Raw genomic sequence first — 25,641 nt, 5'->3', positions numbered from 1 at the left:
CGGCGCTCACGGCTGGAGCAGGCGGCGTACGGCGTCGCGCAACGTCTCGGCCTCGCGACCGGCGTCGAAGCCCGGCTCGGAGACCACCACCCCGAGGTAGCCGTCGAGCAGCGCCTGGAGCCAGAGCACCAGCCGCTCGGGGGACAGATCGGCGCGCACGTCGCCGGCCTCCATGGCGGCGCGCACCCAGGGCAGCAGCCCGTCGCGGATCGCCGCGGTGTCGTGGTCCAGGGCGGCGGCGACCGCCGGCTCCGACATCACCGCCCCGACGGCGCGGACCAGCCCCGCGACCCGGACGTCGGCCATCTCCTCGGCGGTGTGGGCCACGTAGTCGTCGATCACGGCCCGGGCGTCGTCGCGCCCCTCCTGGGCGGCGAACCACGCCTGCTCCTCACCGGTACCGAGCTCGAGCATCGCCACCAGCACCGCGAGCTTGGTCGGGAAGTAGTGGAAGAAGGTGCCCGAGCCGATGCCCGCCTCCCGGCAGATCGCGGCGGTGGTCGCCCGGTCGTAGCCGTCCCGGGCGAAGCAGGTCAGCGCGGCGTCGATGATCTGCAGCCGTCGCGCCTCATGGCGAGCCGGGTCGACGGTGCGTGCCATCGCCGGACCTCCCTTCGTGTGGAGCCTGCTGGCCAATAATGGAGTGCAGACTCTAGTATTGTCGTCATGACCCAGGAAGTCGAGCGCTGGCTGCTGACCCACGACGGCACCAGCCACGTCGTGGAGCTCGCCGACGCCGGCATCTCCCGACGGATCACCTGGCGCGTGGACGGTGACGAGGTGGCGAGCGAGAAGACCTCTGACGACACGGTCACCCTCCTCGGCGGCGACCACGGGGTGGTCAAGGTCAAGCTGCCCACCTTCGTCGGCCCCGCCCGCCGGATCACCTGGTGGGGCGACGAGCCGGGGCTGCCCGCCGCCGGGGCCGCCCTGCTCAACCGCGGCGGGACCGACTTCGACCCCGAGCCCGGCTCCAAGGCCGCCGAGCGGGAGGCGTGGATCCGCGCCCACCCCCGCCAGTACGCCGTACGCCGCACCGCCGCGGCCGTCGCCGCGGTGGGCCTCCCGCTGCTGCTGATCTGGCTGCTCGGGCGGTTCGCGCTGCCCAACATCCCCTGGCCCAGCATCCCGTGGCCCGACATCCCCTGGCCGGACTGGTCGATCCCGTGGCCCAGCATCCCGTGGCCCGACTGGTCGATCCCGTGGCCGGACATCACCCTGCCGCGCCTCGACGTCTCCGTGCCCGGCTGGGTCCGGACCGTCCTCGACGCCGCGGGCTACGTCGTCCCGGTGCTGGTCGCCGCGGTCTTCGCGCAGCGCGAGGTCAAGCGCCGCCGCGACCAGGACGCCCGCAAGCGGGCGGCAGCGCAGGGCCCCGCACCGGCTGGCACGGCCGAGGACCGGCGGCACGCCTCGGCGGAGAGCGACGAAGACGACCCGCCGGACGCCGGCCGCGCCTAGGGTCCCCCTCATGACGCGATCGTGGTGGGGCTGGGGCAAAGTGGAGGACGCCGTGACCGGCGCGGAGGCCGACGAGCTGGTCGACCGGGTCGCCGCCCTCCTGCCCGAGCACGACTTCACCCCTCACGACCCGCCCGCGGTCGCGGACCTGGACCTGCCGGCACCGCGGGTCGAGGTGCCCGCCGCGCTGGCCGCGATCGCCTCGGCGGACCCGCTGGACCGCGCCGCGCACACCCACGGCAAGGCCTACCGCGACGTCGTCCGCAACCTCCAGGGCGACCTCGCCCACCCGCCCGACCTGGTGCTGCGCCCGCGCTCGGAGCAGGACGTGGTCGACGTCCTCGACTGGGCGACGTCGGCCTCGGTGGCCGTGGTGCCGTTCGGCGGCGGCACCTCGGTGGTCGGCGGGGTCGAGGCGAGGTTCGACGGCCCGGCGGTCAGCCTCGACCTGGGCGCGCTCGACCAGGTGCTGGAGATCGACCCGGTGAGCAGGGCCGCCCGGATCCAGGGCGGCGTCCTCGGCCCGGCGCTGGAGGCGCAGCTGCGTCCGCACGGGCTGACGCTGCGGCACTTCCCGCAGTCCTTCGAGTTCTCCACCCTCGGCGGCTGGCTCGCCACCCGGGCGGGCGGCCACTACGCCACCGTGCTCACCCACGTCGACGACCTCACCGAGAGCCTGCGGGTGGTCAGCCCGGCCGGGGTCGGGGAGTCGCGGCGGCTGCCGGGCTCGGGCGCCGGGCCGTCGCCGGACCGGCTGTTCCTCGGCTCCGAGGGCACCCTGGGCGTCATCACCGAGGCGTGGATGCGGCTCCAGGACCGGCCCCGCTGGCGGGCCGGGGTGACCGTCGACTTCGACGACTTCGACGCCGCGGTGGCCGCCACCCGGGCGGTCGCGCAGAGCGGGCTCAACCCCTCGAACTGCCGGCTTCTCGACCCGATGGAGGCGCTCCTCAACGCCGGCTCCGGCACCCGCGGCGGGCTGCTGGTGCTGGCCTTCGAGTCGGCCGACCACCCGGTCGATGGGCTTTTGGACCGGGCGATCGAGCTTGCTCGCGACCACGGCGGCAAGCCGGGGGAGCGGTCGGTCAAGGACACGACCGCAGCCGCGGCGGAGAGCGCCGGCCCGGGCGACCCGGCAGAGGCCTGGCGCTCCTCGTTCCTGCGGATGCCCTACCAGCGCGACGCCGTCACCCGCCGCAGCCTGATCGCGGAGACCTTCGAGACCGCCTGCACCTGGGACCGCTTCCCCGCGATGCATGCCGCGATCACCACCGCGGCGTACGACGTGATGGGCGCGCTCGGCATCACCGGGGTGGTCACCTGCCGGTTCACCCACGTCTACCCGGACGGACCGGCGCCGTACTACGGCGTCTACGCCTCGGGGCGCTGGGGCTCGCTGCTGCCGATGTGGGACGAGATCAAGGCCGGCGTCTCCGAGGCGATGACCACCCACGGCGGCACCATCACCCACCACCACGCCGTCGGCCGCGACCACGCGCCCTGGTACTCGCGCCAGCGCCCGGACCCGTTCGCAGCCGCGCTGCTCGGGGCGAAGGCTGCGCTGGACCCGGCGGGGATCCTGAACCCGGGTGTCCTGGGACTCTGACGCGCTGCGGCTATGACGCTCGCCGCTCGGAGCGCCCGGACACCGGCATCAGTGGACTTTTCGTGCGGCCGATTCGCGTCGGAATGACACCCGCGTCAAGAAGGCCCCGCCGGTGACAGTGGACCGTGAGGACCGTGTCGAGCAACGAACTGCACGCGATGATCACCAAGATCGGACGGTTGGAGTTCGGAGGGATTGGCTTGACCCCGACGTAGCGTCGTAGTTTCCCCTGGACGCACGAACTCCATCCCCGTGACGTACCTCGCGTCGTACGGCGTGTCCCTGTTGGGCAACTCGATTGCGGGAATCGCTCTACCGCTTATCGTCCTGCAAACAACCGGGAGCGTCCTGGGGGCAGGGGCGGTCGCCGCAGCGACCGCGATCCCAGCGGTCCTCTCAGGTTTGTTCATGGGAGTTGTCATCGACCGCGTCAATCGCCGCATGTCATCTGTGGTCACAGACCTCCTTTCCGCAGCGTCCATCGCAGCACTGCCCATCGTCGACATGATCTCCGGGCTCAGCCTGGGCTGGTTCATCTTGTTCGGTGTGATCGGGTCGCTCGGTGACGTTCCAGGGATGACGGCGCGGGAGGCATTGCTCCCCGCGATCGTTCGTCACGGCGGTATCAGTGCTGAACGGTTGATGGGCGCAAGAGAAAGCCTGGGCGCTGTGGCCATCCTGGCGGGACCGGCGGCCGCCGGAACGCTCATGGTGCTGTTCGATGGGTCCACCGTGCTCTGGGTCACCGCGGCGACCTCGCTCCTCGCGGCTTTGATCACGATCACCATTCCCCGCCACGTGGGCGCCGTGACCCGGAACGACGGCGGCCTCGGCGAGGGCTCGACCGCTACAGGGTGGTCCCAACTGCGAGCCGGTTGGAAGGTCCTCTTCAGGAACCGATTCCTCATCACCGTCACGATGGTCAGCCTGATATCAGTGCTGGTGCTGGCCGCCCTTCAAGGGCTGGTCCTGCCGGTGTACTTCACTCAGGCACAGCAGCCGGGCCTGCTCGGATTCGTCCTCAGTGCCCTCGCGCTCGGCATGCTTGCGGGCGGGGGCGTGTACACCGCGCTCGGGTCGCGCGGCCCGCGACGAGCATGGCTCGTCGTAGGCCTCAGTGGCACGACACTCGGAATCGGGCTCATCGCTCTCCTCACCTCTCCCTGGGTCGTGCTTACGGGAGCTTTCGTCGTCGGGTTGGCGAGCGGCCTGTTCGGCAGTCTCATGGGTGTGCTCATGATCGAACGCATCCCAGAATCGATGCGAGGTCGCATCATGGGAACGCAGAACGCGATGATGACTGCGGCGCCGCCCGTCGGGATCGTTATCGCAGCGATCGTCACCGAGTACCGCAGCGTGAATACGGCCGCGGCGCTGCTCCTCGTCGTGTGGGGATGCGCCTTCGTGTTCTCCTTGTTCGCGAGGTCGCTTCGTCAGCTGGACCTTGAGCCTCAGGGAGATTGCAGGTGAATGGTGAAGAGTAGCGAACTCAGCTCCCTTGCCGGCGTCTCCATCCGCACCCTCCGCCACTATCACCACGTCGGAATCCTCGACGAGCCGCCACGGACGGCCAACGGCTACCGCCAGTACGGCGTGCACGATCTCATCCGCGTGCTCCGTATCCGCCGTCTCGCCACCCTCGGCATCCCCCTCGACCAGATGCCCCGCCTACTGGATGACGAAGACGACGGCGCTGGAGAGATCTTGGACCGCCTGGACGGTGAGATCGCTGCCCAAATCGAACGCCTCACCGCACAACGCGAGCTCATCGCGCAGCTACGTGTCCTCCCTGCTGCTCCCGACGTGCCCCCGGAACTCGCACGCTTCATCCCTCCCGATCTCGCCGGAATCGACCGCGATCAAACGATCCTCCTCGCGCATCTGGTCGGCCCCGCCGGAATGCCCCACCTCATCCGCTTCTACGAACACATGGGCGACCCCGCACTCCGCCCGGCCCTGATCGAAACCGCTGCCACCTTCGACAGCCTCGGCCCGGGAACCACCAAGGAAGAACTCCAGCAGTACGTCGAACGGTTCATCGACGCCTTCGCCCCCGTCGCACAAGCACTCACCACCGACGCCCCCGACCTCTCCTCCGCGGCCACCCTTTTCCAGGAGTACACAGCCTCGGTCCTGAACGCCGTCCAGCAACAAGCGCTCGCCATGATCGGCACACGTCTCGACGCGTTGGGCGATTGACCCCTGTTCCGCTTCGGCTCGGCGAAGAACTGGGTCGGCCGCCACGTCGCGCTCACGAAAACGCGGCCAGAAATGCGTTCTCCAAATGCGAGAGACACCCTCCGCTACGGCGTGCAGCCCTCCGGCCCACACACGTCGCCCCCGGCGTCCACCATGCTCAGGCTCGGCCGCGACTCCTCCCAGGCACGGGTGAGCACCTCGGCAAGGGCGGCAGCCGGCTGGGCGCCGGAGACGCCGTACTTCTGGTCGACCACGAAGAAGGGCACACCGGTGGCGCCGTAACGCCGCGCCTGCTCGATGTCCGCCGAGACCTCGGTGGCGAACTCGTCGGAGGCGAGCACCGCGTCGACCCGGTCGGTGTCGAGCCCGGCGTCCACTGCCACCTCGCGCAGCACGGCGGGGTCGGCGACGTTGCGGGCCCGGGTGAAGTACGCGGCCAGCAGCGCCTCCTTCACCCGTCCCTGCAGCTCGGGTCCGCCCTCGGCGAGCGCCAGGTGGAGGACCCGGTGGGCGTCGACGGTGTTGACGTGCCGGGTGTCGTCGAGGTGGTACTCCAGCCCTTCGGCGGCCGCCGTCTCGGTGATCTGCGCCTGCGCCTGCTTCACCTGCTCGGGGCTCATGCCGTACTTGACGGCGAGCATCTCGGCCGAGCGCTCACCGCCGGTGCGCGGCGCGGTGGGGTCCAGCTGGAAGGAGCGCCACACGACCTCGACCTCGTCGGCGTGGCCGAAGTCGGCCAGCGCGCTCTCCAGCCGCCGCTTGCCGATGTAGCACCAGGGACAGACGACGTCGCTCCAGATCTCGATCCGCATGCGGGGACAACCTCACGAGCCGTTCGGGTGTTCCCGGAGGCAGTCCAAGGGCGCCAGGCGTCCTGCCGCCGCATTCGCAGGTAGCGCCGGACCCCGAGGAGCAGGACCAGCGCGCCCGCGAGCCAGAGGCCCGCGCCCAGCGCAAGAGGACCCCAGTTAATCAGGGCGAAGTAGAGGTCTCCGACGCCCATCATGTCGACGGTGGTCCGCTCCCCGGACGGCACTGCCCGCAGCTCCACCGCGCTGCCCGCGGCGTGGACGATCTCGCAGTCCGGGTCGATCAGCCCCTGCTCGCCACGGCGCGTAGTCGCTCCCGGGCTCGGAGACGGCCACCTCGTGGCTGCCCCCGTCCCGCGGCACCTCGGCGCCGGACCTGTTCCACCACCACCCGGCGAACACGAAGTCCGAGAAGAAGATCACGAGCCCGGCAACCACCGGCGCCGCGGAGAGGAGGAACACTCGCCATCCTCGGCGCTGCCGGCTCGGGCGCTCGGCCGGCGCTTGCGTGGTCGTGGCCGGAGACCAGGGCGTGCGCCCTCGGGGGCGTGCGTACACCGCGCGGGGCGCCGGGCCCTCAGCCGCGCGCCAGCTCCAGTCCGAGCCAGCCTGCGAGATCCCGCAGCTCCCGGTCGACGGCGCCCGTCAGTGCCTTGCTGAACGGCTCGTCCTCGTGCACCGCGTGCACCCGCAGCACGCCCGCCTCCCGGTCGGCGGCGGCGTCGACCTTGCCGACCAAACGGTCGCCGTGCAGCACCGGCATCGCCCAGTAGCCCCAGCGCCGCTTCGTGGCCGGCTTGTACATCTCGAGCTGGTAGTCGAACCCGAAGAGCTCGGCCATCCGGCCGCGGTCGAAGACCAGCCGGTCCAGCGGCGAGAGCAGTGCGGTGCGGCCGCGGAACCCCGTCCCGTCCTCCAGGTACGCCGGGTCCACCTGCCAGGTCCCTCGGGTGCCCGCGACCGTCACGGTCTCGCCGGCCGCCCCCACGTGGTCCGGCTCGCCGGGCACCGCGCGGCTCTTCGCGCGGGCGATGCCGAGCGCGCGGAGCCGGCGCCGCTCGCGCTCGGCGAGCGCGTCGGCGAGCGGCACCACCGGCACGTCGGGGTAGACGCGCTCCGCGAGGTCCCAGAGCGGCTCGCGGCCCTCACGGCCGGCGACGGCGACCTCGCCACGGCGCACCAGCTGGTTGAGCAGCATCCGGACGTTGCGGTCGTTGTTCCAGCCGCTGGACTCCCACGGCACCACCGTGGTGTCGGGCAGCGCGCTCGCCGGCAGCGGGCCCTCGTCGTGCAGCTTCTCCAGGATGTCGCGGCGGCAGGCGTCGTTGGCCTCAAGCCAGCCGGCTTTCTCCACCTGCCAGTCCTTGAGCGGGCCGGGCCCCGGCCAGGCGGCCATCTCGGCGCGGAAGAGCGCCACGTCCTCGGCCGGGCGCAGCATCCCGTCGAGCTCGATGAGCTGTCCGGAGGCGAGCGCCTGCTCGAGCTCCGCGGGGTCGTGGTCGTCGCCGAGCCGGCTCCAGAGCACCAGGTCGGCGTTGCGCTCCACCGCCCGGGTGAGGTCCGCCTGGAGGAAGGTCAGGTGGCGGACGACCTCGAGCATGCCCGTGGGCCGGGGCGCCGCGAGCAGCTGCGCCCGGACCGCGATCCGGCGGGCGTCGCGCCGCGAGAGCTCGAGGGTGTCCACCACCGCAGCGTAGGACTACGTTGACCAGATGACCGACCAGCTGCCCCCGTGGGAGCCGCCGTTCGCCGGGACCGAGACCGAGCACCTGCTGGGTGCCCTGGAACGGCTGCGGGCCACGTTCCGCTGGAAGGCGGACGGGCTCGACGCGAGGGGCCTTTCGACGGCGATCGCCTCCTCGTCGCTGACCCTCGGCGGTCTGCTCAAGCACCTGGCCCTGGTCGAGGACCACACCTTCGCCTCGAAGCTGCGGGGGGTCTCGCCGGGCGAGCCGTGGGCAGGGGTGGACTGGGGTGCCGACCCGGACTGGGAGATGACCTCTGCCGGGCTCGATACCCCGGCGGAGCTCTACGCGCTCTACGACGGCGCCGTGGCGCGCTCGCGGGACCAGACCGCGGCCGCCCTGGCCGACGGCGGCCTCGACCACCCGACCGCGCTGAGCGGTCCCCACGAGGAGCCGGTGAGCCTCCGTCGGCTGCTCTTCGACCTCGTCGAGGAGTACGGCCGGCACACCGGACACGCCGACCTGCTCCGGGAGGCCGTTGACGGCCGGGTCGGCGAGGATCCGCCCGCCGACTGGCGTCCTCGGTCCTGAGGTCCCCGCCTGGTCTCCGTCGCCCCGAGGCGGCGTCGCACTCCTGAGCGGTCAGGCCTCGACCACGACCCGTGGCTCGAGGCCCAGGAAGGCGCCGTACCGCCCCGCGGCCCCGTCGATCGCCTCCCGCTGCCGGTCGGTGAGCGGGCGGTAGGGAACCAGGTCGAACCGCACCGACCCGCGAGCGACCGTCCGCTTCATCCGCGCCACCAGCTGAGCGTCGACGAGGGCGATGCCGATCGCGGTCTCCCGGCCCCGGGGGACCACGCCGTCGGCGTCGAGCACCCAGCGGGAGTCCTGGTAGCCGCGGTAGGTCTCGTCCAGCAGCTGGAGCAGGTGACCGGCCGGCTCCACCGGCTGCTCGACGGCGGGCGGCTCGTCGCCGTCCAGGTGCCAGTACGTGCGGCCGTCGTGGTCGAAGGACCGGAGCCGGTCGCCGAGCGCCTCGACCCCGCGCCGGGCCTCGGTGGGGGTCAGCGTCGCCCAGTAGGCGAGGTCTTTGGTGGTGGCCGGACCGTGGCCGGTGAGGTAGCGCAGCGCGATCCGGGCGAGCACCTCCTCGCGGCCGGCCTCATCGAGCTCCGTCCGTGCGGGCACCCTGCTCTTCCAGGTGGCGTAGGTGTGCTCCCCGTCGCGGGGCCGGCCGCTGCAGACGAGACGCCCCATCTCGAGGTGGGCCATCAACAGCATCACGGCCCGGCCCTCGATCCGGTCGCGGAGCTCCGGGGCCCGCTCGCGCAGGGCGTCGGCGACCTCGAAGCGGAGCCGGTCCGGCTGCTCGGTCAGCAGGTCGACGACGAGCCCTCCCAGGCGCTCGACCTCCGGTCGCTCGAGACCGACGTCCTCGCGGAGCTGGCGGTCGGTGAGCTGCTGGAGTCGCGGTCCGGTCAGCGCCAGCAGCCAGTCGAGGTCGTCGCGGGAGGCGTAGTGCCAGGTGGAGCGGAGCACGTGGGTCCGCAGCACCTCGCCGGAGGTCAGCAACCCGGCAAGATCGCCCGGGTCCGGGTGCTGGGTCCTGGTCGCCACCGCCCACGCGGACTGGGCCGGGTTCTCGGCCTGCACGCAGGTCAGCAGGCGGACGACGTCCGCGGCCGAGGTGGCCTGGGGAGCGGTGAGCCGCTGGTTGCGCAGGCGCCATGCAGCAATCAGGCGATCCATCACCCGAGCGTAGTAGCGCGCGGCTTGGTGTGCCCGTCTGCGTGTGCCGGCTGGCTCTGACGTCTGCCGGTCTACGTGCGCCTGGTGAACCTGACGTCGCCGTTCGGGAGCTTGTGGGTGGTGAAGTGGGTGTCGTGGGCCCGGTGGTGGTGCCAGGGGCACAGGAAGGTCAGATCAGCGAGGTCGGAGTTGCCGCCGTGACCCCAGGGATCCCGGCCGTGGTGGGCCTCGCACCAGGTGGAGGGGACCGTGCACCCCTCGGTGGCGCAAACCCGGTGGGTCAGGGTCTTGGCGAGCCGCTGCTGTGGGGTGAAGAACCGGGTCGACCTCCCCAGGTCCAGGGGGACCCCGTCGGTGCCGAGGACGGCGGGGATGATCCCCGCCTGACAGGCCAGCCTGCGGGCCTCCGAGGCGGTGATCGGGGTGGCGTCCTCACCGTTGCTGATGATGGTCCCGATCCCCAAGTCTTGGCGGAGCTGGGCGAGGTCGATGGTGACGACCACCCGGGTCGCCCCACCGCCGTGGATCGGCATCCGGTTCGGGTCGGCGGCCTCCAAGAACGCCAGGAACGCCTGCCCGTGCAACCGCTCTTGGGGGAGCCGGATCCCGGTGGCGGGGTCGCGTTGGACGAACCCACCGAACGGTGTCGCCGCCCCGGCGCCCTGTCCGGCGTCCTGCTTGGGGGAGGTCCAGGCGTCCAACACGGTGCGCAATCGGGCCGCGATCGCGTCGGGGACCCGGGCTGCGATGTCGGTGGCGCCGTCACCGCGCTTGCGGAAGGTCAACCGGGTGGCGGTGTTGGCGCGGTGCTGGGCCCGGTCGAGGGCCCTCTTCTCGTGCTCGTCGGCGGTGCCGGGGGCCACGACCTCGAGGATCTTCGCGCCGAGCCGTTCCAGGTGGACCGGGTCGAACATGGCTGCGGCCTCGACCAGGTGGGCCTCCGCCCGGGCCAGCACCTCGGTGGGGATCTCCTCACCGGGGATCGGGTCGGTCACCAACGCATCCAACGCCTTGGCGATCACCCTCGCCTGGGGCAGGGTCACCCGCCCGTCCTCCAGGGCCGCGGACACGAGCTGCCACCGGGTGGTCAGGGCGTCGGCGAGCTTCTCCGCGGCGCGGGCGGGTCCGAACCCCGACCGGGTCCGTGCGGCCAACCACGCCGCGGGTGACCGGGCCCCGTCGGCTTCGGCGATGCCGCCGGGTGCACCCGCGGCGTGGATGACCCGCATCCGCAACGACTCCAACCGGTCACCCAACCGGGTCAGCTCCAACAGTGCTTCCCGGTGCGCGACCGTAGACAGGTACATCGGATCCACCTCGACGGTGGCGTCCAACGCGGCCGAGATCACGGTGCAGGCACGACTGATCGGATGCGTCCCCACCCCCGCACCCACTGTGTCGTCGACGTACATCCCCAGACCCCCGTCACCAGAGGCCGGAGCCCCCCGAACGGGCCCCGACCGATGCGACAACTCAACCAGGAACCACCGACAACTTACGCTCAGAACAGCCCGTTTGTGCCACTATATGGACATATGTTCGAAGCGGTGGCTCACGCCGCCTGCGAGCGCTCCTCCAACGCCGCCCGCAGCGCCTCCAGGTCGATCCCCGCCTCCTCCAGCGCGGAGCGCCCCGGGCACTCACCCCTCATGATCCCCAGCAGGAGGTGCTCGGCGCGGATCGACCGCTGCTTGAGCCGGCTGGTCTCGCGGAGTGCGAGCTCGAGCGCCTTCTTGGCGTCGCGGGCGAAGGGGATGTGCCCGCCGGGGGTGCGGCCGGCCCGTTCTAGCGCACCGGCGCCGAAGACCGCGTCGGTCTGCCGGCGGACCGCCTCCAGGTCGATGCCGATGCCGGCCAGTGCGTCCGCGTCGAGGCCGTCGGAGCGCAGGTCGGCCCGGGTTCCCGCAGCCACCGCGCGCACGTCGGCGCCCACGTCGGCGACCGCGCGGGACGCCGGCCCGGCCCGTTCCAGCAGGACGACGAGCAGGTGCCGGGTGTCGATGGCCCGTGAGCCCGTCTGTCGGGCGACCTCCTGGGCGGCGACGACCGTGGCGCGGGCGTCCTTGGTGAATCGTTCGAACATCAGCCTCTCCTTCCGTGCTTCTTGTGCACTGCCTGCCGCGTCACGCCCAGCGCGTCGGCGACCTCCTGCCACGACCACCCCAGTTCGCGGGCTCGGGCCACCTGGAGGGTCTCCAACCGGTCGGCCAGCTCGCGCAGCGAGCGGATCGCCCGCAGTCCGGTGCCCGGGTCGTCCCCGGCGGCCTGGCTGGTCAGCGTCTGGTTGCTCATCTGTCAACCGTAGTTGACGTCCTGGCGTGTGTCAACCAACGTTGACGCGGTCGGGGATGTCAGACTCGCCTCCCATGGATGCCGCGAGCCTGCTGGCCGCCCTCTGCCGGGCGATCGACGACCGCCGCTGGGACGACCTCCCGGGGCTGCTGCACCCTGACTTCACATGCCGCTACGTGCACACGGGGGAGACGTTCGACCGCGACGCGTGGGTGCGGCTCAACGCGGAGTACCCCGGCTTCGACCGCCTGGTCCTGGAGGAGCTGGTCGGCGACGGCGACCGTGCGGTGGCGCGCTGCCACGTCACGGGCCACGTCACGGGCCACGTCGCGGGCCAGCACATCGGCCAGGACACAGGCGAGCCCGGCGGAGCGCTCCAGCACTTCGAGGTGGCCACCTTCGTGACCGTGCAGGACGGCCTCGTCCGCGAGATGACCGAGGTCTGGGCCGACGTCGGTCAGCCCGCGCCGGCCGCCGCCCGCCCCGTCGAGCTACCGCACTGACGCGCTGCTGACGGGAGCCGCCGCGCTGAGTTCGCGGCCGGTGGCCGACCCTCAGCTGACGCAGAGGCAGAACGGGTGCCCGGCGGGGTCGAGGAAGACCCGGAACGTCTCGCCCGGCTGGTGCTCGTGCTTCCGGGCGCCCAGGGCCACGACGGCCGTCTCGGCCTCGTCGAGGTCGTCGACCATGACGTCCAGGTGCATCTGCTGGGGAGCCGCCTGATCGGGCCACTCGGGGGCGCGGTAGTCGGCGACCCGCTGGAAGGAGAGGCACTGGCCGTAGTCGGCCTTGACGTCCCTCCAGTCGTCGTCGTCGCCCTCGATCTCCCACCCGAGCAGCTCGGCGTAGAAGCCCGCGAGCAGGGCGGGGTCGGGGCAGTCCAGGACGGTGGTGGGGTAGCGCGCGATCGCCATCACTGCAGGCTACGACGGAGTGGCGACGTGCACCACTGCGTCGCCCGAGTTGACCAGCGGCGCCTCGGTCCGCCCGATCACGATCCCCCGCCGCCTGGCCCGCACCACCCGCAGCGTCCGGCCGAACGAGTTGGAGAGGTGACCGAGCCGGTCGCCCTCCTCGACCTCCTGGCCGAGCGCCACGTCGAGGTGGAGGAAGCCGGTGTGCCGGGCGCGGACCCAGTAGCTCTCCCGGCACTCCACGCTCGGCGTCTCGGGCGGCGTCACCGCGAGCTCGTCGGGGTCGACCATGCCCAGCGACGCCAGCACCCGGCGTACGCCGTCGACGCCGGCACTGATCGCCCACTCGTCGAAGCGCCACGCCTCACCGGCCTCGTAGAGCAGCACGGTCGCCCCCACCTTGCCCCCGGCGTGCCGCAGCGAGCCGTCGCGGAGCTTGGCGTGCAGCATCACCGGGGCGCCGAAGGCCTCGGCGAGCTCGCGGGTCCTGGGGTCGTCGAGGTCGGCGCGGACCTGCGGCAGGTTGGTCCGCCGGTCGGAGCCGGTGTGCAGGTCGATGCCCACCGAGCACTTGGCGACCACCTCGGTCATCATCAGGTGCGCGATCCGGGCGGCCAGCGAGCCGCGCGCGGAGCCGGGGAACGACCGGTTGAGGTCGCGGCGGTCCGGCAGGTAGCGGTCGGCGGTCATCGCCCCCAGCACGTTGACCACCGGCACGGCGATCAGGGTGCCGCGCAGCGTCTTGGGGGAGAGCGCGGCGAGCACCCGCCGCACCACCTCGACGCCGACCAGCTCGTCGCCGTGGATGGCGGCGTTGATCCAGACCGTGGGGCCGTCCTCGCGGCCGTGGAGCACCCGCACCGGCAGGCTCACCTCGGCGCCGGTGACCAGCCGGGTCACCGGCAGCTCGAGCTCGCGCGCCGAGCCGGGGCGGATCCGGACCGTGCCGATGGCGAAGGAGTCGCGAGTGGTGCGGCTCACCCGGCCACGTCCTCGGTGCGTCCTCTGTTCTTGCGCCGGGTGCCGCGCTTGGGGCGGCCGCCGAGGTAGGAACGGGCCGGGTCGACCAGGAAGCCCTGCCGCAGCGCCTCACGGCCGATCAGCATCCGGAAGCCCATCTCGTCACGCCGGCTCAGCGTCATCTCCGCGGTCACCAGGCGGCCGACCAGGGAGAGGTTCATCTGCACGACCAGGCGCTCCTCGGAGTGCCCCGAGGAGCTGCGGACCAGGCGCCGGTCGTGCAGCGGGCTCTCCACCACGACCGAGTCGTCGGTCGAGCGCTGCCACGGGTGCAGGGAGTAGCGCACCCACGGGAGGCCGTCGCGGGTCAGCTCCTCGATGTCGAAGGCGTGCAGGGCGGAGGTCCGCGCACCGGTGTCGAGCTTGGCCTTCAGCCACGGCACGCCGGCGTCGGGCAGGCTCACCCACTCGCGCCACCCGGCAACGATGTTTGAATGGCCGCTGTCGGCGGTACTCGCGCTCGTCACCCCACTCCTCACAACGCTCTCCAGAGGGAATCTCGTTGAAGCTGGCAATCCTGTCCCGGGCGCCACGCGCCTACAGTACGCAGCGCCTGCGGACCGCTGCTCTCGATCGCGGGCACGCGGTCAAGGTGCTGGACACCCTGCGCTTCGCGATCGACATCTCCCACGACGAGCCCGACCTCCAGTTCCGGGGCAAGCAGCTCTCGCACTACGACGCGATCCTGCCGCGGATCGGGAACTCGATCACCTACTACGGCACCGCCGTGGTGCGCCAGTTCGAGCAGATGGACGTCTACACCCCCAACCCGTCGTACGGGATCTCCAACTCCCGCGACAAGCTGCGCGCCACCCAGATCCTGTCGCGGCACGGCATCGAGATGCCGGCGACCATGTTCGTGCGCAACCGCGCCGACGTGATCCCGGCGATCGAGCAGGTCGGCGGGGCGCCGGTGGTGATCAAGCTGCTCGAGGGCACCCAGGGCATCGGGGTGATCCTGGCCCCCGAGCTCAAGGTCGCCGAGGCGATCATCGAGACGCTGCAGAGCACCCGGCAGAACGTGCTGATCCAGCGCTACGTCAAGGAGTCCCGGGGCCGCGACATCCGCGCCCTCGTCGTCGGCGACCGGGTGGTCGCGGCGATGCGGCGCAGCGCCCAGGGCGACGAGTTCCGCTCCAACGTCCACCGCGGCGGGTCGGTGGAGGGGATCGACCTGCCCCCGGAGTACGAGCGGGTCGCGGTGCGCTCCGCGCAGATCATGGGCCTGCGGGTCGCCGGCGTCGACATGCTCGAGGGCGACGCCGGGCCGCTGGTGATGGAGGTCAACTCCTCGCCGGGGCTGGAGGGCATCGAGATGGCCACCAAGCTCGACGTGGCCGGCGCGATCATCGACTACATCGACAACCAGGTCGCCTTCCCCGAGATCGACGTGCGGCAGCGGCTCACCGTCTCCACCGGGTACGGCGTCGCCGAGATCGTGGTGCTCCCGGGTGCCGACCTGGTGGGCAAGAAGCTCGGCGAGTCCGGGCTCGACGAGCGCGACATCAGCGTGCTCACCCTGCACCGCGGCACCACGGTGATCCCCAACCCCCGCAACAAGACGCTGCTCGAGGACGGCGACCGGCTGCTCTGCTTCGGCAAGCTCGAGGAGATGCGCTCGATGATCCCCGAGCGCAAGCGCCGCCGCGCCCGGGTCCGCAAGCTGCCCAAGCAGCCCATCCACGACAGCTGAGGGCCGAGGCCGAGCCGGCCCGGGAGGCCGTCCGGGAGGCCGTCCGGGAGGCCGTCCGTGAGGAGCACCCGGGACCTTAGGGGCCCGCGGTGACCACCCCGGGTGACCGAACGGTCACGGGGTCGCCGTTCGGGCCTCGGAACCGGCTGCGCGGACCTAGATTCCCGACCATGCACGTCATCCTGGTTCCCGGCCTGTGGCTGGACGGGGCCTCCTGGGACCGGGTCGTCCCGGTCCTCGAGGCGGCGGGCCACCGCCCGCACCCGGTGACCCCGCCGGGGATGGGCGCTCGCCGGCTGGACCGCTCCCGGATCACGCTGCGTCACCACGTCGACGACCTGGTCTCCCGGGTCGACCGCCTGGCCTCGCAGCACGGCGGTCTTCGGGGCGGCGGCATCGCCCTGGTCGCCCACGCCGAGGGCGGGGCGGCGGCGTACGCGGCGGTCGACGCCCGCCCCGGGCTGGTCTCCCGGGTCGTCTACGTCGCCGGCACGCCGCGCAGCGACGGGCGGACCGGTCCGGCCCTGCCCGGCGTCCGCGGGGAGGTCCCGATGCCGGAGTGGTGGGAGCTCCCGGAGGGGATGGCGACCGGTCTCGACGACGAGACCCGGACGGCGATCCGGGCGCGCGCCGTCCCGTCGCCCGAGGGGGTGCTCACCCAGCCCCAGGAGCTGGCCGACCCGCGCCGGCTCGACGTGCCGGTCACCGTCGTGGCGACCACCCGGCCCACCTCGGCGCTGAGGCACGACCTGATGCGCGCCCGGCCGGGCTCCGACGACCTGGCGCTGCTCCGCGACGTCACCTGGGTCGACCTGCCGAGCAGCCACTGGCCCCAGCTGACCCACCCCGAGGAGCTCGGCGTGGTGCTGCTCGCGGCTCTCGCCACCGAGGCGCGGGCCACCACGATCCGCGTCGGCCGGACCGGCTGACCGCTCCTGCCGAACGCTGCCGACCGCTTCCGGGTCGCGCGCTCCGCCGAGCCCGTGGACGACCGGTGCGCGCCAGACAGTGGCCCGCAGCCGTCTGCTGCGCGCCGGGGCCGGCTGCGGCACACTGGCGGGAGCGACCACGGGGAGCCGGATGAGCGCACCAGACCAGCAGCGCCGATGGGCACTGGAGCCGGGCTGAGCCGCGGGGCACGCGCGGCGGCGAGCCCGCGGCGTGCTGCCCTCGCGCTGACCGCCTGCCTGCTGCTGCCGGCGGGCGCCGCGGCCTGCAGCCAAGGTCCAGGCCGGTCACCGGCCGAGCAGCCTCCGTCAGCCGGCGACACGGCCAGCCCGTCGATCCGCACCCTGCCGCCGATGCCGGCGGTCGACGACGACCCTCCCGAGGGCCGGCTCGTCGCCGACCTGCGGCAGTCCTCGCGCGACGTCGCGGCCGGCCAGTTCCAGGTGTGGGTCGGCAACGGGCTCGACCGGCCGGTGCTCCCGACCCGGGTCTCCTACCTCGACCCCCGCTACCCCCTGCCCCTGCCGGGGCAGCGCCTTCGTCGCATCCCCGCCGGGACCGAGCGCGGGTTCCTGCTCGCCCTGCCCGACCGGCCGCGCTGCGCGACGGCGCGTCCGGGCGCCGGGCCGGCTCCGGTCGTGGAGGTCCGGTTCGGCGACAGGCGGCTGCGGGTGGCCGTCGAGGACGAGGCCGACGTGGTGGCCAGGCACGTCGCCGCCCGTTGCTTCGAGCTCGAGCTCGAGCGGGCGGTCACCCTCTCCTTCGCCGACACCGTCCCCAGCACCGCCGACAGCACCCCTGACAGCACTGTCGGCGAGGCGGCCGAGCGGGTCGGCACGCTCACGCTGCGGGTCACCCCGTCGGGGCGGCCGGGCGGGCGGGTGGTGCTGCGTACCGTGGCCGGGACGCCGGTGCTCACCCCGGTCGGGGAGCCGTTCTGGCGGCCCGAGGTCACCGTGGTCAGCGACGGCGAGCCCGTCGAGCTGGCCCTGCCGGTGAGGCCGGCGCGCTGCGACGGCCACGCGTTCGCGGAGTCCGGCGGGGCCACCGCCTTCCGGGTCCGGCTGCGGCTGGACGGCGAGCCGGGCGAGGTCGTCGTACGGATGTCGGACCGCGGCGCGGCGGCCGCCCTCGACTTCGCCCAGGAGGCCTGCGGGCGCGAGTGAGGCTCGCTCAGGCCGAGATGCCGAAGCGGGTGAACTGCAGGTCGAGCGGGATCGAGACCGCGAACGTGGTGCCCCGGCCGGGCGCCGACATCACGGTGACCTTGCCGTCGTGGCCGGCGACGATCGCCTGCACGATGGAGAGGCCGAGACCGGTGCCGGGCACCGCCTTCTTGTAGGACTCGTGGGTGCGGAAGAAGCGCTCGAAGAGCCGCTCCTGGTCCTCGGCTGAGATGCCCACCCCGGTGTCGGAGACCAGCAGGCCGGCGCTGTCGTCGCGGGCATAGGCCTCGACGGTGATCCGGCCGCCCGCGGGGGTGAACTTGACCGCGTTGCTGACCAGGTTGAGCACCACCCGCTCCAGGGCCGAGTGGTCGCCCCGCACGTGGATCGGCCCCTGACCCAGCTCGAGGCGGAGCTCCAGGTCGCGACCGCGGACCATCTCGGTGAGCATGTCCTCGACGTCGTGCACGACCTTGCGCAGGTCGATGTGGGTCAGGTCGAGCTGGAGCAGGCCCGACTCGGCGCGCTCGAGCACCAGCAGGTCCTCGACCAGGCTCTCCAGCCGCTCGGTGTTGCGGATGACGCGCCGCAGGGCGTTGGCCTGCTTGTCGTTGAGCTCGCCGAAGACGCCCTCCTCGAGCAGCTCGGTGTAGCCGGTGATGCTGGTGATGGGGGTCCGCAGCTCGTGGCTGACCGTGGAGACCAGCTCGTGCTTGACCCCCTCGGCCTCCTGCAGCGCCAGCGAGGCGGTGTGCTCGCGCGACATCGCCTGCAGCATGGCGCGCTCGCTGCGCACCCGGCTGGTGACGTCCTCGCCGGCGGCCAGGTAGCCGACGACCCGGCCGCCGGCGACGATCTCGCTGATGCTCAGCGACACGATGTGGGCCTGCCCGTCCTTGTCGACCAGCTCCCACTCGCGGCGGCCGCCGTGGCTGATCTGGGCGTGGGTGAGCACGTGGACGTCGGCGCTGCCGGTGCCCAGGGCCATGGCGTGGCGCAGGCCCTCGTCCCGGTCGACGAGCAGCGCGGTGGTGCGGCCGCGCATCTCGTCGGAGGTGTAGCCGAGCAGCTGCTCCGCGCCGACGTTGAAGTGGGTGATCCGCAGGTCGGTGTCGAGCGCGATCAGGATGGTGTTGACCGCCGCGTCGAGGATCCGCTCGACGGTCGCGGTGGCCCGGCCCAGCAGCAGCTCGTCGCGGGAGAGGCGGCCCAGGGCGTCCAGCTTGAGCGGCTCGTTCTCGAAGGCCAGCACCAGGCGCCGGTAGAGCGCGACGAAGATGAAGATCGGCATGATCAGGCCCCAGGCCAGCAGCAGCCGGGACCCGGTCGCCTGCTGGATCTCGTCCCACAGGGGAACACCGTCCCGCGGGACCACCAGGGGGTGGAGGAGCCCGTCGAGAACCAGGGTGACGGCCATCGCCGCGGGATAGACCAGGACCATCGCCAGGGAGGGCAGCCGCCGCTTGCACAGCTCGAGCAGGCTGACCAGGAGGACGATCTCGCCCGCCAGCAGCAGCCCGGCCAGGAGCATCGCGAACGGCGGGCCCGAGGCCAGCTCGGAGGGGATCGGCCGGGCGTCGAGGATGTCCGGGCGGTTCTGCGCGGCCCCGTCGAGCACGTGGACGATGAGCAGCAGCGCGTGCACCCCGAAGGTCAGCACCACCACGTTGCGCACGACCTGGAGGTCACGCCCCGCCACCACGGTGACCAGCACCGCGAAGAGCAGCCCGGCATAGGCGATCTCCCCGGAGGTGACGCTGAGCGAGCCCGAGAGCGGGATCCGGTAGGAGAGGCTGACGAGGCCGGAGACCGCCGCCACCGTCGCGATGTAGGCGTACAGCAGGACGAACTGGAAGACGGTCTGGCGGATCGCGAGGACGAGCGGCGCGATGGTGTAGGCCGCGACACACGCGACGAAGAGTTCGGGCCCTTCCATGGCAACCTTCTGAGTCTGGATCCGGGTCTATCCGGGAGGAACGTAGAGGGACGGGGCTGGCAGCGTCCCCGGAATGACGACAAGTGAGCCGATCGGCCACCCCCCGGTCCAGACCAGCGGCGGGGGCCGGCCCGCGCCCCCCGCTCTCGGGGGGCTCAGCCGGCGCGGACGGCTCCGGCGGCGGTGTCGAGCGGGAGGCTGACGGTCACCGTCGTACCCTCCCCGGGGGCCGAGGCGAGCGTGACCTCGCCGCCGTGGCCGGCCACCACGGCCTGCACGATGCTCAGGCCCAGCCCGGAGCCGGGGATGGCGAGCTCGTTGGCCTGGTTGCTGCGGAAGAAGCGGGCGAAGACGTGTTGCTGGTCGGCCTCGGGGACCCCCAGGCCGGTGTCGGCCACGGTGAGCCACGCCTGGCCCGAGTGGGAGGTGACCCGCAGGGTGACGGTTCCGCGGCCCGGCGTGAACTTCACGGCGTTGCTGAGGAGGTTGATCACCAGCCGCTCCAGGGCGGCGGGGTCCCCGTCGAGGACGACGGGGTTGGCGGGCAGCGAGACGTTGAACTTCAGGTCCCGGCCGCGGACCATCTCGGCAACGATCGCCTGGGTCCCGCGGACGACGTCGCACAGGTCGACGGGCTCGCAGGTCAGCGGCAGGGGCGCCTGCTCGACCCGCTCCAGGACGAGCAGGTCGTCGACGAGCTGCTCGAGCCGCGAGGTGTTGCGCAGCACCCGGTCCAGGGCGGCGACCTGGTCCTTGCTGAGCGCCCCGTAGGCCCCGTCGTGGAGCATCTCGGTGTAGCCGGTGATGCTCGCGATCGGCGTACGCAGCTCGTGGCTGACGGTGGAGACCAGCTCGTGCTTGACCCGGTCCGCCTCCTGGAGGCGCACCAGGGCGTCGTGCTCGCGGGTCAGCGCGGTCATCATCGCGGTCTCCACCCGGAGCCGGGAGGTGACGTCCTCCCCGGCCAGGATGTGCCCGACCAGCTGCCCGTCGACCTTCACCTCGCTCACGCTCATCGAGATGGTGGGGCAGGCCTCGTCGCGGGCGAGCATCAGCCAGTCGCGCCGCGCGTCGACCGCCATCTGCACCCGGAGCACCTGGGCCAGGTCGGGCCCGGTGCCCAGCGCGGAGGCGTGCCGGACGATCTCCTCCGCCGGCAGCAGCACCTCCAGGCCCTGCCCGCAGACCTCGGTAGGGGTCCAGCCGAGCAGCGCCTGGGCGCCGGCGTTGAAGTGGGTGATCCGCAGCTCCTCGTCGAGCGCGATCAGGATCGTGTTGGTCGCCGAGTCGAGGATCCGCTCGACGGTGGCGTTGATCCGGCCGATCGAGGCGGCGCTCGCCAGCGTCAGGGAGCGCTGCTCGTCGAGCTCGTGGACCTTGCTCTCCAGCTCGTCGAGGAGGGGGTTGCGCGAGGTGGAGGTGAGGTGGCGCAGGTGCAGGGGCCGGGCCTCGAACGCCGAGACCGGGCCGCGGTAGAGCGCCACGAAGACCAGGAGCGAGGGCAGGAAGAACGTCGCCAGGACCAGCTTGTCGAGCAGGTCGCCGACCGCCGACTGGCCGGAGATCAGGGAGGTCAGCACGCCGTGGGTCAGCAGCACCACGACGAAGGCCAGCGGGTAGACCGCCGGCATCAGGTAGCCGGGCAGGCGGCGCTTGGCGAGCTCGAGCAGGTTGAGCAGGAGCAGCAGCTCGAGCACGACGAAGACCAGGAAGACCAGCGCGTCGCCCGTGCTCTGGCCGGGCAGGGTGATGTCGACCTCGGAGGAGCCGGGCGGGGAGGCCTCGAGCGCCCGGCGGGCGATGGTGAAGAAGGCCAGGCCGAGCGCCCCGACCACGGCGGTGAGGGCGACGATGTTGCGCACCACCTGGAGGTCGCGCCCGACCACCACGGTGATCATCACGGTGAAGAGGAAGCCGGCGAAGGAGATCTCGCCGGGCACCAGCACCAGGCCGTCGGCCAGGCGCACCTCGTAGAGGCCGCCGAGGATCGCCCCGAAGGCCAGCAGTGCGGCGAGGTGGGTGTAGAGGAGCAGGAACTGGACGTGCCAGCGGCGCAGGGCGTAGCCGAGCGGCAGGGCGGAGTACGCCAGCACGCTCCAAGCGACGATCTGAGCGCCCGCCATGGGTCCCTCCGAGTACGACCGGCGCTGCGAGCCGTCCTGCGGCCGCATGTCACCGCGCCGAAGCCTGCCACAGCGGGGGCCCGCGCAGGACGAAATTGCGGCAAACCCGCCGTGGGCCTGGGCTCAGCGGGCCCGGTCGGGGGAGGCGGGGTAGACGCCGAGCACCTTGATCTCGGTGGTGAAGAAGGCCAGCTCCTCCAGGGCGCGGGCCACCGCCGGGTCGGCGGGGTGCCCGTCGACCTCGGCGAGGAACTGGGTGGCGGCGAACTCGCCGCCCACCATGTAGCTCTCCAGCTTGGTCATGTTGACCCCGTTGGTGGCGAAGCCGCCGAGAGCCTTGTAGAGCGCCGCCGGCAGGTTGCGCACGTTGAAGATGAAGCTGGTCACCACCGGCCCGTTGCCGGCGGGGGCCTCCACCAGGTCGCGGGAGAGCACCACGAACCGGGTGGTGTTGTGGGCCTCGTCCTCGACGTCGGTGCGCAGCACCTGGAGGCCGTAGATCTCCGCTGCCAGCGGGGGTGCGAGCGCCGCCTGGGTGACGTCGCCCGCCTCGGCCACCTCGCGGGCGGCCCCGGCGGTGTCGCCCGAGATGACCGGGGTCAGGCCGAGCTCCCGGATCACCCGGCGGCACTGCCCCAGGGCGTGCACGTGGCTGTGGACGGTGCGGATGGTCTCCAGGGTCGCGCCCTCGACGGCGACCAGGTTGAAGACGATGCGCAGGAAGTGCTCGCCGATGATGTGCAGGCTCGAGGCGGGCAGGAAGTGGTGGATGTCGGCCACCCGCCCGGCCAGCGAGTTGTCGATCGGGATCATCGCGAGGTCGGCGTCCCCGCCCTCGACGGCGGCGAAGACGTCCTCGAAGGAGGCGCACGGCACCGCCTCCCAGTCGGGGTAGTGCTGCGCGCAGACGATGTGGGAGTTGGCGCCCGGCTCGCCCTGGTAGGCGATGCGGGGGCGTGGGGGACGGCTCACGCAGCGATGGTCCCATAGGGTGCGGGGCGTGTGGTTCGTCGTGGTCCCCGCCCTGGTCCTGGCCGTCGTCTCGGTCGTCTTCTCCGTCGTCGCCCTGCGGCGGACGGCGTCGTTGCGACCGCGGGCCGGTGCCGCACCGCTGCCCGAGGACGTCGGCGGGCTGCGGCGCGAGGTCGCGGCCCTGCAGGAGGCCACCCGCGGCGCGCTGCGCCACCTGGCCGTCGTCCGGTACGACGCCTTCGGCGACGTCGGCGGCCACCTCTCCTGGTCGGTGGCCCTGCTCGACGACGCCGGTGACGGGGTGGTGCTGACCACCATCCACGGCCGCAGCGAGGCCCGCACCTACGCCAAGACGATCTCCACCTGGGCCAGCGAGCAGCAGCTCTCCCCCGAGGAGGAGGAGGCCGTGGCGCACGCCAAGGCCTGAGCTCCCGCCTGCTGGTTTCACCGGGGCCCCGGTGAAACCAGCACTTCCTGACCGTTGCAACGGTCAAGAAGCGGAAGTAATTGTCAGCAAGTCCCAGCCCACGGGTCAGAAATGTCAAGAAATGATTGACACCGCCCAGGTGTCAACTTAATCTTGACGCATGAACGCATCCGAGAAGAGAACCGCCCTCAAGGGTGGACTGTCAGGGGGCTCGCTCGTCCTCGTCATGATCGGCATCGCCCTGGCGACGATCGGCAACAGGTTCGACGGCTTCCTCGGCGGCATGGGCCAGGGAGCCGGGGTCGCCCTGATCCTCAGTGGCGTCTACATGGTGGGTCTCCTGTGGCGCCAGCCCAAGGGCCGGGCCCAGACCTGGCTGCCGAGTCGTGATGGCGACAGCTGAGCAGGGCCCCCGCGACCTCGCCGAGGCTCTCGGGGCAGCCATCCTGGACGGTCTGCCGCCTGCGGACCAGGAGCAGGACCACCTCGCCATCGTGCGCCGGACCGCCCAGGCGGAGACCGAGGTCCGGGCGCTGCTGCGCCAGTCCGTCGCCGCGGCTCGCGCGGCCGGGCACAGCTGGGCGGCGCTGGGCGCCGAGCTCGGGATGAGCCGGCAGGCCGCCCAGCAGCGCTTCGGCGAGCCCGACAGCGGCTCAGACCCGACGGAGCCCGGCGACGCGGTGGGCGAGGAGCGCTGGCTGGCCCCGATCACGGCGTTCGACGAGATGGCCGAGCTGGAGATCGCCGGTCGCCTCGGCTGGCGCACCGTCGGAGCCGGGATGCTCAAGCACCGGGTACGGCGGACCCCCACGCAGTGGGAGCACCGCCGGGTCGTCTGGACCCGCCGTCCCTCGAGCTTCGAGCGTGACGGCTGGGAGGTCGCGGTGCTCGCCTTCCCGTGGATCTACCTCGTCCGCGACACCGGGATCCCGGCCGACCGGGGCGCCGCCGCCCAGGCCGGCGATGAGGTCACCGGCGCCCGGTGACCACCGGGCTGGTCGCCACGTCGGTCAGCGGGGGACCCGGACCAGCAGCCGGCCCGGGATGCACTCCATCGTCAGCTCCTTGCCGAGCCCGATGGAGTCGCCGTCGAGCTGGCGCGGCGTCTCCGCGGTCGCGCGCAGCGTCACGGTGGCGCCGGTGAGCCGGTCGATCGTGTCGTCGACGCGCGAGCTCCGCGCCATCACCCGCCACGCCAGGGGCACCCAGGAGAGGAAGCGCTTGGGGTGCAGGATGACGACGTCCAGGAGGCCGTCGTCGATGGCGGCGTCGGGCAGCAGGGGCATCCCGGCCTGCAGGTAGCCGACGTTCCCGACCACCACGGTGCGCGCCCGGTGCGTGGTGAACTCGGCTCCGTCGACGGAGATCTCGATGCGGTAGGCGGGGAACATCAGCGACTTCAGGCCGGAGAACACGTAGGCGACCCAGCCGATCCGCTTCTTGATGTCCTCGTTGACCCCCTCCATGATGGCGGCGTCGAAGCCCATCCCCGCCATCACCATGAAGTGGGTGTCCTCGATGCCGTCGCCGCTGACGCGGACCATGTCGATGGCCCGGTCCTGCCCGTTGAGCCCCACGTCGATCGCCGACCTCAGGTAGAGCGGGATGTCGAGGTTGCGGGCCAGCAGGTTGCCCGTGCCGGCCGGGATGATCCCGACGGGGACGCCGGTGCCGGCCAGTTCGGCGCAGACCTCGCGGACGGTGCCGTCGCCGCCGCAGACGAGGACCAGGTCGACGCCGGCCGCCGCGGCCTTGGCGGCCATCCCGGTGCCCGGGTCCTCCACGGTGGTGTAGTGCCAGGTCGGCTCCTGCCAGCCGGACTCCTGGGCCATCGAGGCGACCAGGTGGCGGAACTGCCCGATGTCCTCGACCTTGATCGGGTTGAGCACGACCGCCAGCCGTCGCTCCGAGACGTAGACCTCCTGCAGCGGCTCGCTGGTCTCCGCGATGCTGCGGGGCCGGGGGTCGACGAGCGTCATGCCGACCAGCACGACCGTGATCCCGACCAGGCTGCCGGCGATCACGTCGCTGGGGAAGTGACGGCCGAGCAGCACCCGGTCGAGGACCACCACGAGCCACAGCGCGACCAGCCCCAGCGCAGCCGCGCGGCGCATGTTGGCGCGGCGCACGAAGACCGAGGCCAGCACCCACAGCAGCAGGGTGAACGCCGCGATGGAGGAGGCGTGCCCCGAGGGGAAGGAGTGGGTGTCGTGCAGGCCCACCGTCTCCTGCCAGTCGGGCCGGGCCCTGCTCAGCAGGAGCTTGAGGCCGCTGGTGACCAGGGCGGTGACCAGCATCGTCCCGGCGACGAAGGCGGCGGCCCGCGGGTGCCGCTTGAGCAGCAGCAGGCCGGCGACGAGCACCGTGAGGACGGTCATGCCGATGGTGTTGAAGCCGTCCTCGATCCACAGCAGCAGCTGGTGGAGCCAGCCGTACTCGTCGGCCCAGTCCTCGGCCTCGCGGCCCCAGGTGTCGAAGCCCTCGAGGGGCGCGCGGTCCCAGGTCACCAGGACCGCGAGTACGACGAAGACGGCCGCGCACGCGGCGGCCCGGGCGAGGTGGCTCCCGCGAGATCGATCCAGCACGCAGGTGAGTATGCCTCCCCGAGCCCGTCGGGGTCGCCTCGCGGCGCCCGCCACCG

At 72.3% G+C, this 25,641-nt stretch carries 26 protein-coding genes; 12 read left to right on the top strand and 14 right to left on the bottom strand.

Translation table 11 applies throughout. The features are described 5' to 3' along the window. Nucleotides 1–6 precede the first annotated feature (6 nt). Nucleotides 7–600 carry a TetR/AcrR family transcriptional regulator gene (locus tag AC4BGE_RS06740; protein WP_490574757.1) on the bottom strand — a complete coding sequence of 198 codons (594 nt, stop codon included), beginning with the start codon at nt 598–600 and terminating at the stop codon, nt 7–9. 66 nt (nt 601–666) lie between these two features. Here AC4BGE_RS06740 and AC4BGE_RS06735 point away from each other — a divergent pair, with 66 nt between their 5' ends. From AC4BGE_RS06735 to AC4BGE_RS06720, 4 genes are all read left to right on the top strand, one after another. After that, complete coding sequence (locus AC4BGE_RS06735; RefSeq protein WP_490572612.1) at nt 667–1,461, top strand: hypothetical protein; 795 nt, start codon at nt 667–669, stop codon at nt 1,459–1,461. A gap of 10 nt (nt 1,462–1,471) precedes the next feature. Next, a complete protein-coding gene (locus tag AC4BGE_RS06730; protein ID WP_490574756.1) occupies nt 1,472–3,067 on the top strand; it encodes an FAD-binding oxidoreductase in 1,596 nt (531 codons plus the stop codon). A gap of 252 nt (nt 3,068–3,319) precedes the next feature. Further along, the gene (locus AC4BGE_RS06725) at nt 3,320–4,537 is read left to right on the top strand and encodes an MFS transporter (protein ID WP_490574755.1); all 1,218 of its coding nucleotides are present in this window, start codon (nt 3,320–3,322) and stop codon (nt 4,535–4,537) included. Continuing rightward, nucleotides 4,538–5,266: a MerR family transcriptional regulator gene (locus AC4BGE_RS06720; protein ID WP_490574754.1), complete on the top strand. Its 729-nt coding sequence runs from the start codon at nt 4,538–4,540 to the stop codon at nt 5,264–5,266. Between the two features lie 104 nt (nt 5,267–5,370). Here the strand turns inward: AC4BGE_RS06720 and AC4BGE_RS06715 are convergent, their stop codons facing one another. Both AC4BGE_RS06715 and AC4BGE_RS06710 read right to left on the bottom strand, forming a co-directional pair. Continuing rightward, the gene (locus tag AC4BGE_RS06715) at nt 5,371–6,078 is read right to left on the bottom strand and encodes a DsbA family oxidoreductase (RefSeq protein WP_490574753.1); all 708 of its coding nucleotides are present in this window, start codon (nt 6,076–6,078) and stop codon (nt 5,371–5,373) included. 574 nt (nt 6,079–6,652) lie between these two features. Beyond that, on the bottom strand, nt 6,653–7,759 hold the full coding sequence (locus AC4BGE_RS06710; protein ID WP_490574752.1) for a DNA glycosylase AlkZ-like family protein: 1,107 nt from the start codon (nt 7,757–7,759) through the stop codon (nt 6,653–6,655). Between the two features lie 28 nt (nt 7,760–7,787). Between AC4BGE_RS06710 and AC4BGE_RS06705 the strand changes: the two genes are divergently transcribed. After that, a complete protein-coding gene (locus AC4BGE_RS06705) occupies nt 7,788–8,351 on the top strand; it encodes a DinB family protein (protein WP_490574751.1) in 564 nt (187 codons plus the stop codon). A gap of 51 nt (nt 8,352–8,402) precedes the next feature. Here the strand turns inward: AC4BGE_RS06705 and AC4BGE_RS06700 are convergent, their stop codons facing one another. From AC4BGE_RS06700 to AC4BGE_RS06685, 4 genes are all read right to left on the bottom strand, one after another. Next, nucleotides 8,403–9,509, bottom strand: coding sequence for a winged helix DNA-binding domain-containing protein (locus tag AC4BGE_RS06700; RefSeq protein WP_490574750.1), 1,107 nt, complete (start codon nt 9,507–9,509; stop codon nt 8,403–8,405). 71 nt (nt 9,510–9,580) lie between these two features. Then, nucleotides 9,581–10,921, bottom strand: coding sequence for an HNH endonuclease signature motif containing protein (locus AC4BGE_RS06695; RefSeq protein ID WP_490574749.1), 1,341 nt, complete (start codon nt 10,919–10,921; stop codon nt 9,581–9,583). Nucleotides 10,922–11,061: 140 nt separating this feature from the next. Then, a complete protein-coding gene (locus AC4BGE_RS06690) occupies nt 11,062–11,592 on the bottom strand; it encodes a Clp protease N-terminal domain-containing protein (RefSeq protein ID WP_490574748.1) in 531 nt (176 codons plus the stop codon). Further along, the gene (locus AC4BGE_RS06685) at nt 11,592–11,801 is read right to left on the bottom strand and encodes a helix-turn-helix domain-containing protein (protein WP_489965611.1); all 210 of its coding nucleotides are present in this window, start codon (nt 11,799–11,801) and stop codon (nt 11,592–11,594) included. The genes AC4BGE_RS06690 and AC4BGE_RS06685 overlap by 1 nt, the downstream gene beginning before the upstream one ends. A gap of 74 nt (nt 11,802–11,875) precedes the next feature. On the opposite strand from AC4BGE_RS06685, the gene AC4BGE_RS06680 reads away from it, so the two are divergent. Continuing rightward, entirely contained in the window at nt 11,876–12,304 is a 429-nt protein-coding gene (locus AC4BGE_RS06680) for a nuclear transport factor 2 family protein (RefSeq protein ID WP_490574747.1), read from the top strand. Between the two features lie 51 nt (nt 12,305–12,355). Here the strand turns inward: AC4BGE_RS06680 and AC4BGE_RS06675 are convergent, their stop codons facing one another. The 3 genes from AC4BGE_RS06675 to AC4BGE_RS06665 are packed head-to-tail and all read right to left on the bottom strand — an operon-like array spanning nt 12,356 to nt 14,202. Next, nucleotides 12,356–12,715: a VOC family protein gene (locus tag AC4BGE_RS06675; RefSeq protein ID WP_490572472.1), complete on the bottom strand. Its 360-nt coding sequence runs from the start codon at nt 12,713–12,715 to the stop codon at nt 12,356–12,358. A gap of 9 nt (nt 12,716–12,724) precedes the next feature. After that, entirely contained in the window at nt 12,725–13,696 is a 972-nt protein-coding gene (locus AC4BGE_RS06670; protein ID WP_490572473.1) for a succinylglutamate desuccinylase/aspartoacylase family protein, read from the bottom strand. Further along, nucleotides 13,693–14,202: an ATP-dependent zinc protease family protein gene (locus AC4BGE_RS06665; protein ID WP_490574746.1), complete on the bottom strand. Its 510-nt coding sequence runs from the start codon at nt 14,200–14,202 to the stop codon at nt 13,693–13,695. The genes AC4BGE_RS06670 and AC4BGE_RS06665 overlap by 4 nt, the downstream gene beginning before the upstream one ends. A gap of 35 nt (nt 14,203–14,237) precedes the next feature. Between AC4BGE_RS06665 and rimK the strand changes: the two genes are divergently transcribed. From rimK to AC4BGE_RS06650, 3 genes are all read left to right on the top strand, one after another. Beyond that, the gene (gene rimK, locus AC4BGE_RS06660) at nt 14,238–15,428 is read left to right on the top strand and encodes a 30S ribosomal protein S6--L-glutamate ligase (RefSeq protein WP_490572475.1); all 1,191 of its coding nucleotides are present in this window, start codon (nt 14,238–14,240) and stop codon (nt 15,426–15,428) included. 170 nt (nt 15,429–15,598) lie between these two features. Next, nucleotides 15,599–16,357: an alpha/beta fold hydrolase gene (locus AC4BGE_RS06655; RefSeq protein WP_490572476.1), complete on the top strand. Its 759-nt coding sequence runs from the start codon at nt 15,599–15,601 to the stop codon at nt 16,355–16,357. A 177-nt stretch (nt 16,358–16,534) separates the two neighbouring features. Beyond that, on the top strand, nt 16,535–17,542 hold the full coding sequence (locus tag AC4BGE_RS06650) for a hypothetical protein (protein WP_490574745.1): 1,008 nt from the start codon (nt 16,535–16,537) through the stop codon (nt 17,540–17,542). A gap of 7 nt (nt 17,543–17,549) precedes the next feature. Here the strand turns inward: AC4BGE_RS06650 and AC4BGE_RS06645 are convergent, their stop codons facing one another. From AC4BGE_RS06645 to AC4BGE_RS06635, 3 genes are all read right to left on the bottom strand, one after another. After that, nucleotides 17,550–19,478 (bottom strand): sensor histidine kinase, encoded by a 1,929-nt coding sequence (locus AC4BGE_RS06645; protein ID WP_490572478.1) that lies wholly within the window; start codon nt 19,476–19,478, stop codon nt 17,550–17,552. A 155-nt stretch (nt 19,479–19,633) separates the two neighbouring features. Further along, on the bottom strand, nt 19,634–21,601 hold the full coding sequence (locus AC4BGE_RS06640; protein WP_490572479.1) for an ATP-binding protein: 1,968 nt from the start codon (nt 21,599–21,601) through the stop codon (nt 19,634–19,636). Between the two features lie 123 nt (nt 21,602–21,724). Further along, on the bottom strand, nt 21,725–22,573 hold the full coding sequence (locus tag AC4BGE_RS06635; RefSeq protein ID WP_490572480.1) for a prephenate dehydratase: 849 nt from the start codon (nt 22,571–22,573) through the stop codon (nt 21,725–21,727). 28 nt (nt 22,574–22,601) lie between these two features. Between AC4BGE_RS06635 and AC4BGE_RS06630 the strand changes: the two genes are divergently transcribed. The 3 genes from AC4BGE_RS06630 (at nt 22,602) to AC4BGE_RS06620 (ending at nt 23,986) form a co-directional block, all read left to right on the top strand. Further along, the gene (locus AC4BGE_RS06630) at nt 22,602–23,000 is read left to right on the top strand and encodes a DUF4446 family protein (RefSeq protein ID WP_490574744.1); all 399 of its coding nucleotides are present in this window, start codon (nt 22,602–22,604) and stop codon (nt 22,998–23,000) included. 160 nt (nt 23,001–23,160) lie between these two features. After that, nucleotides 23,161–23,403 carry a hypothetical protein gene (locus AC4BGE_RS06625; RefSeq protein WP_490574743.1) on the top strand — a complete coding sequence of 81 codons (243 nt, stop codon included), beginning with the start codon at nt 23,161–23,163 and terminating at the stop codon, nt 23,401–23,403. Continuing rightward, the gene (locus AC4BGE_RS06620; RefSeq protein ID WP_490574742.1) at nt 23,390–23,986 is read left to right on the top strand and encodes a hypothetical protein; all 597 of its coding nucleotides are present in this window, start codon (nt 23,390–23,392) and stop codon (nt 23,984–23,986) included. Before AC4BGE_RS06625 ends, AC4BGE_RS06620 begins: the two co-directional genes overlap by 14 nt. A gap of 24 nt (nt 23,987–24,010) precedes the next feature. Here AC4BGE_RS06620 and AC4BGE_RS06615 read toward each other — a convergent pair whose 3' ends face one another. Further along, on the bottom strand, nt 24,011–25,585 hold the full coding sequence (locus tag AC4BGE_RS06615; RefSeq protein ID WP_490572484.1) for a bifunctional phosphatase PAP2/diacylglycerol kinase family protein: 1,575 nt from the start codon (nt 25,583–25,585) through the stop codon (nt 24,011–24,013). Nucleotides 25,586–25,641: the final 56 nt, after the last annotated feature.

This window comes from Nocardioides sp. Z50_6, assembly GCF_058215755.1.
Note: the sequence above shows the minus strand (reverse complement) of the source record. Positions and strands in the feature narration are given on the sequence as shown.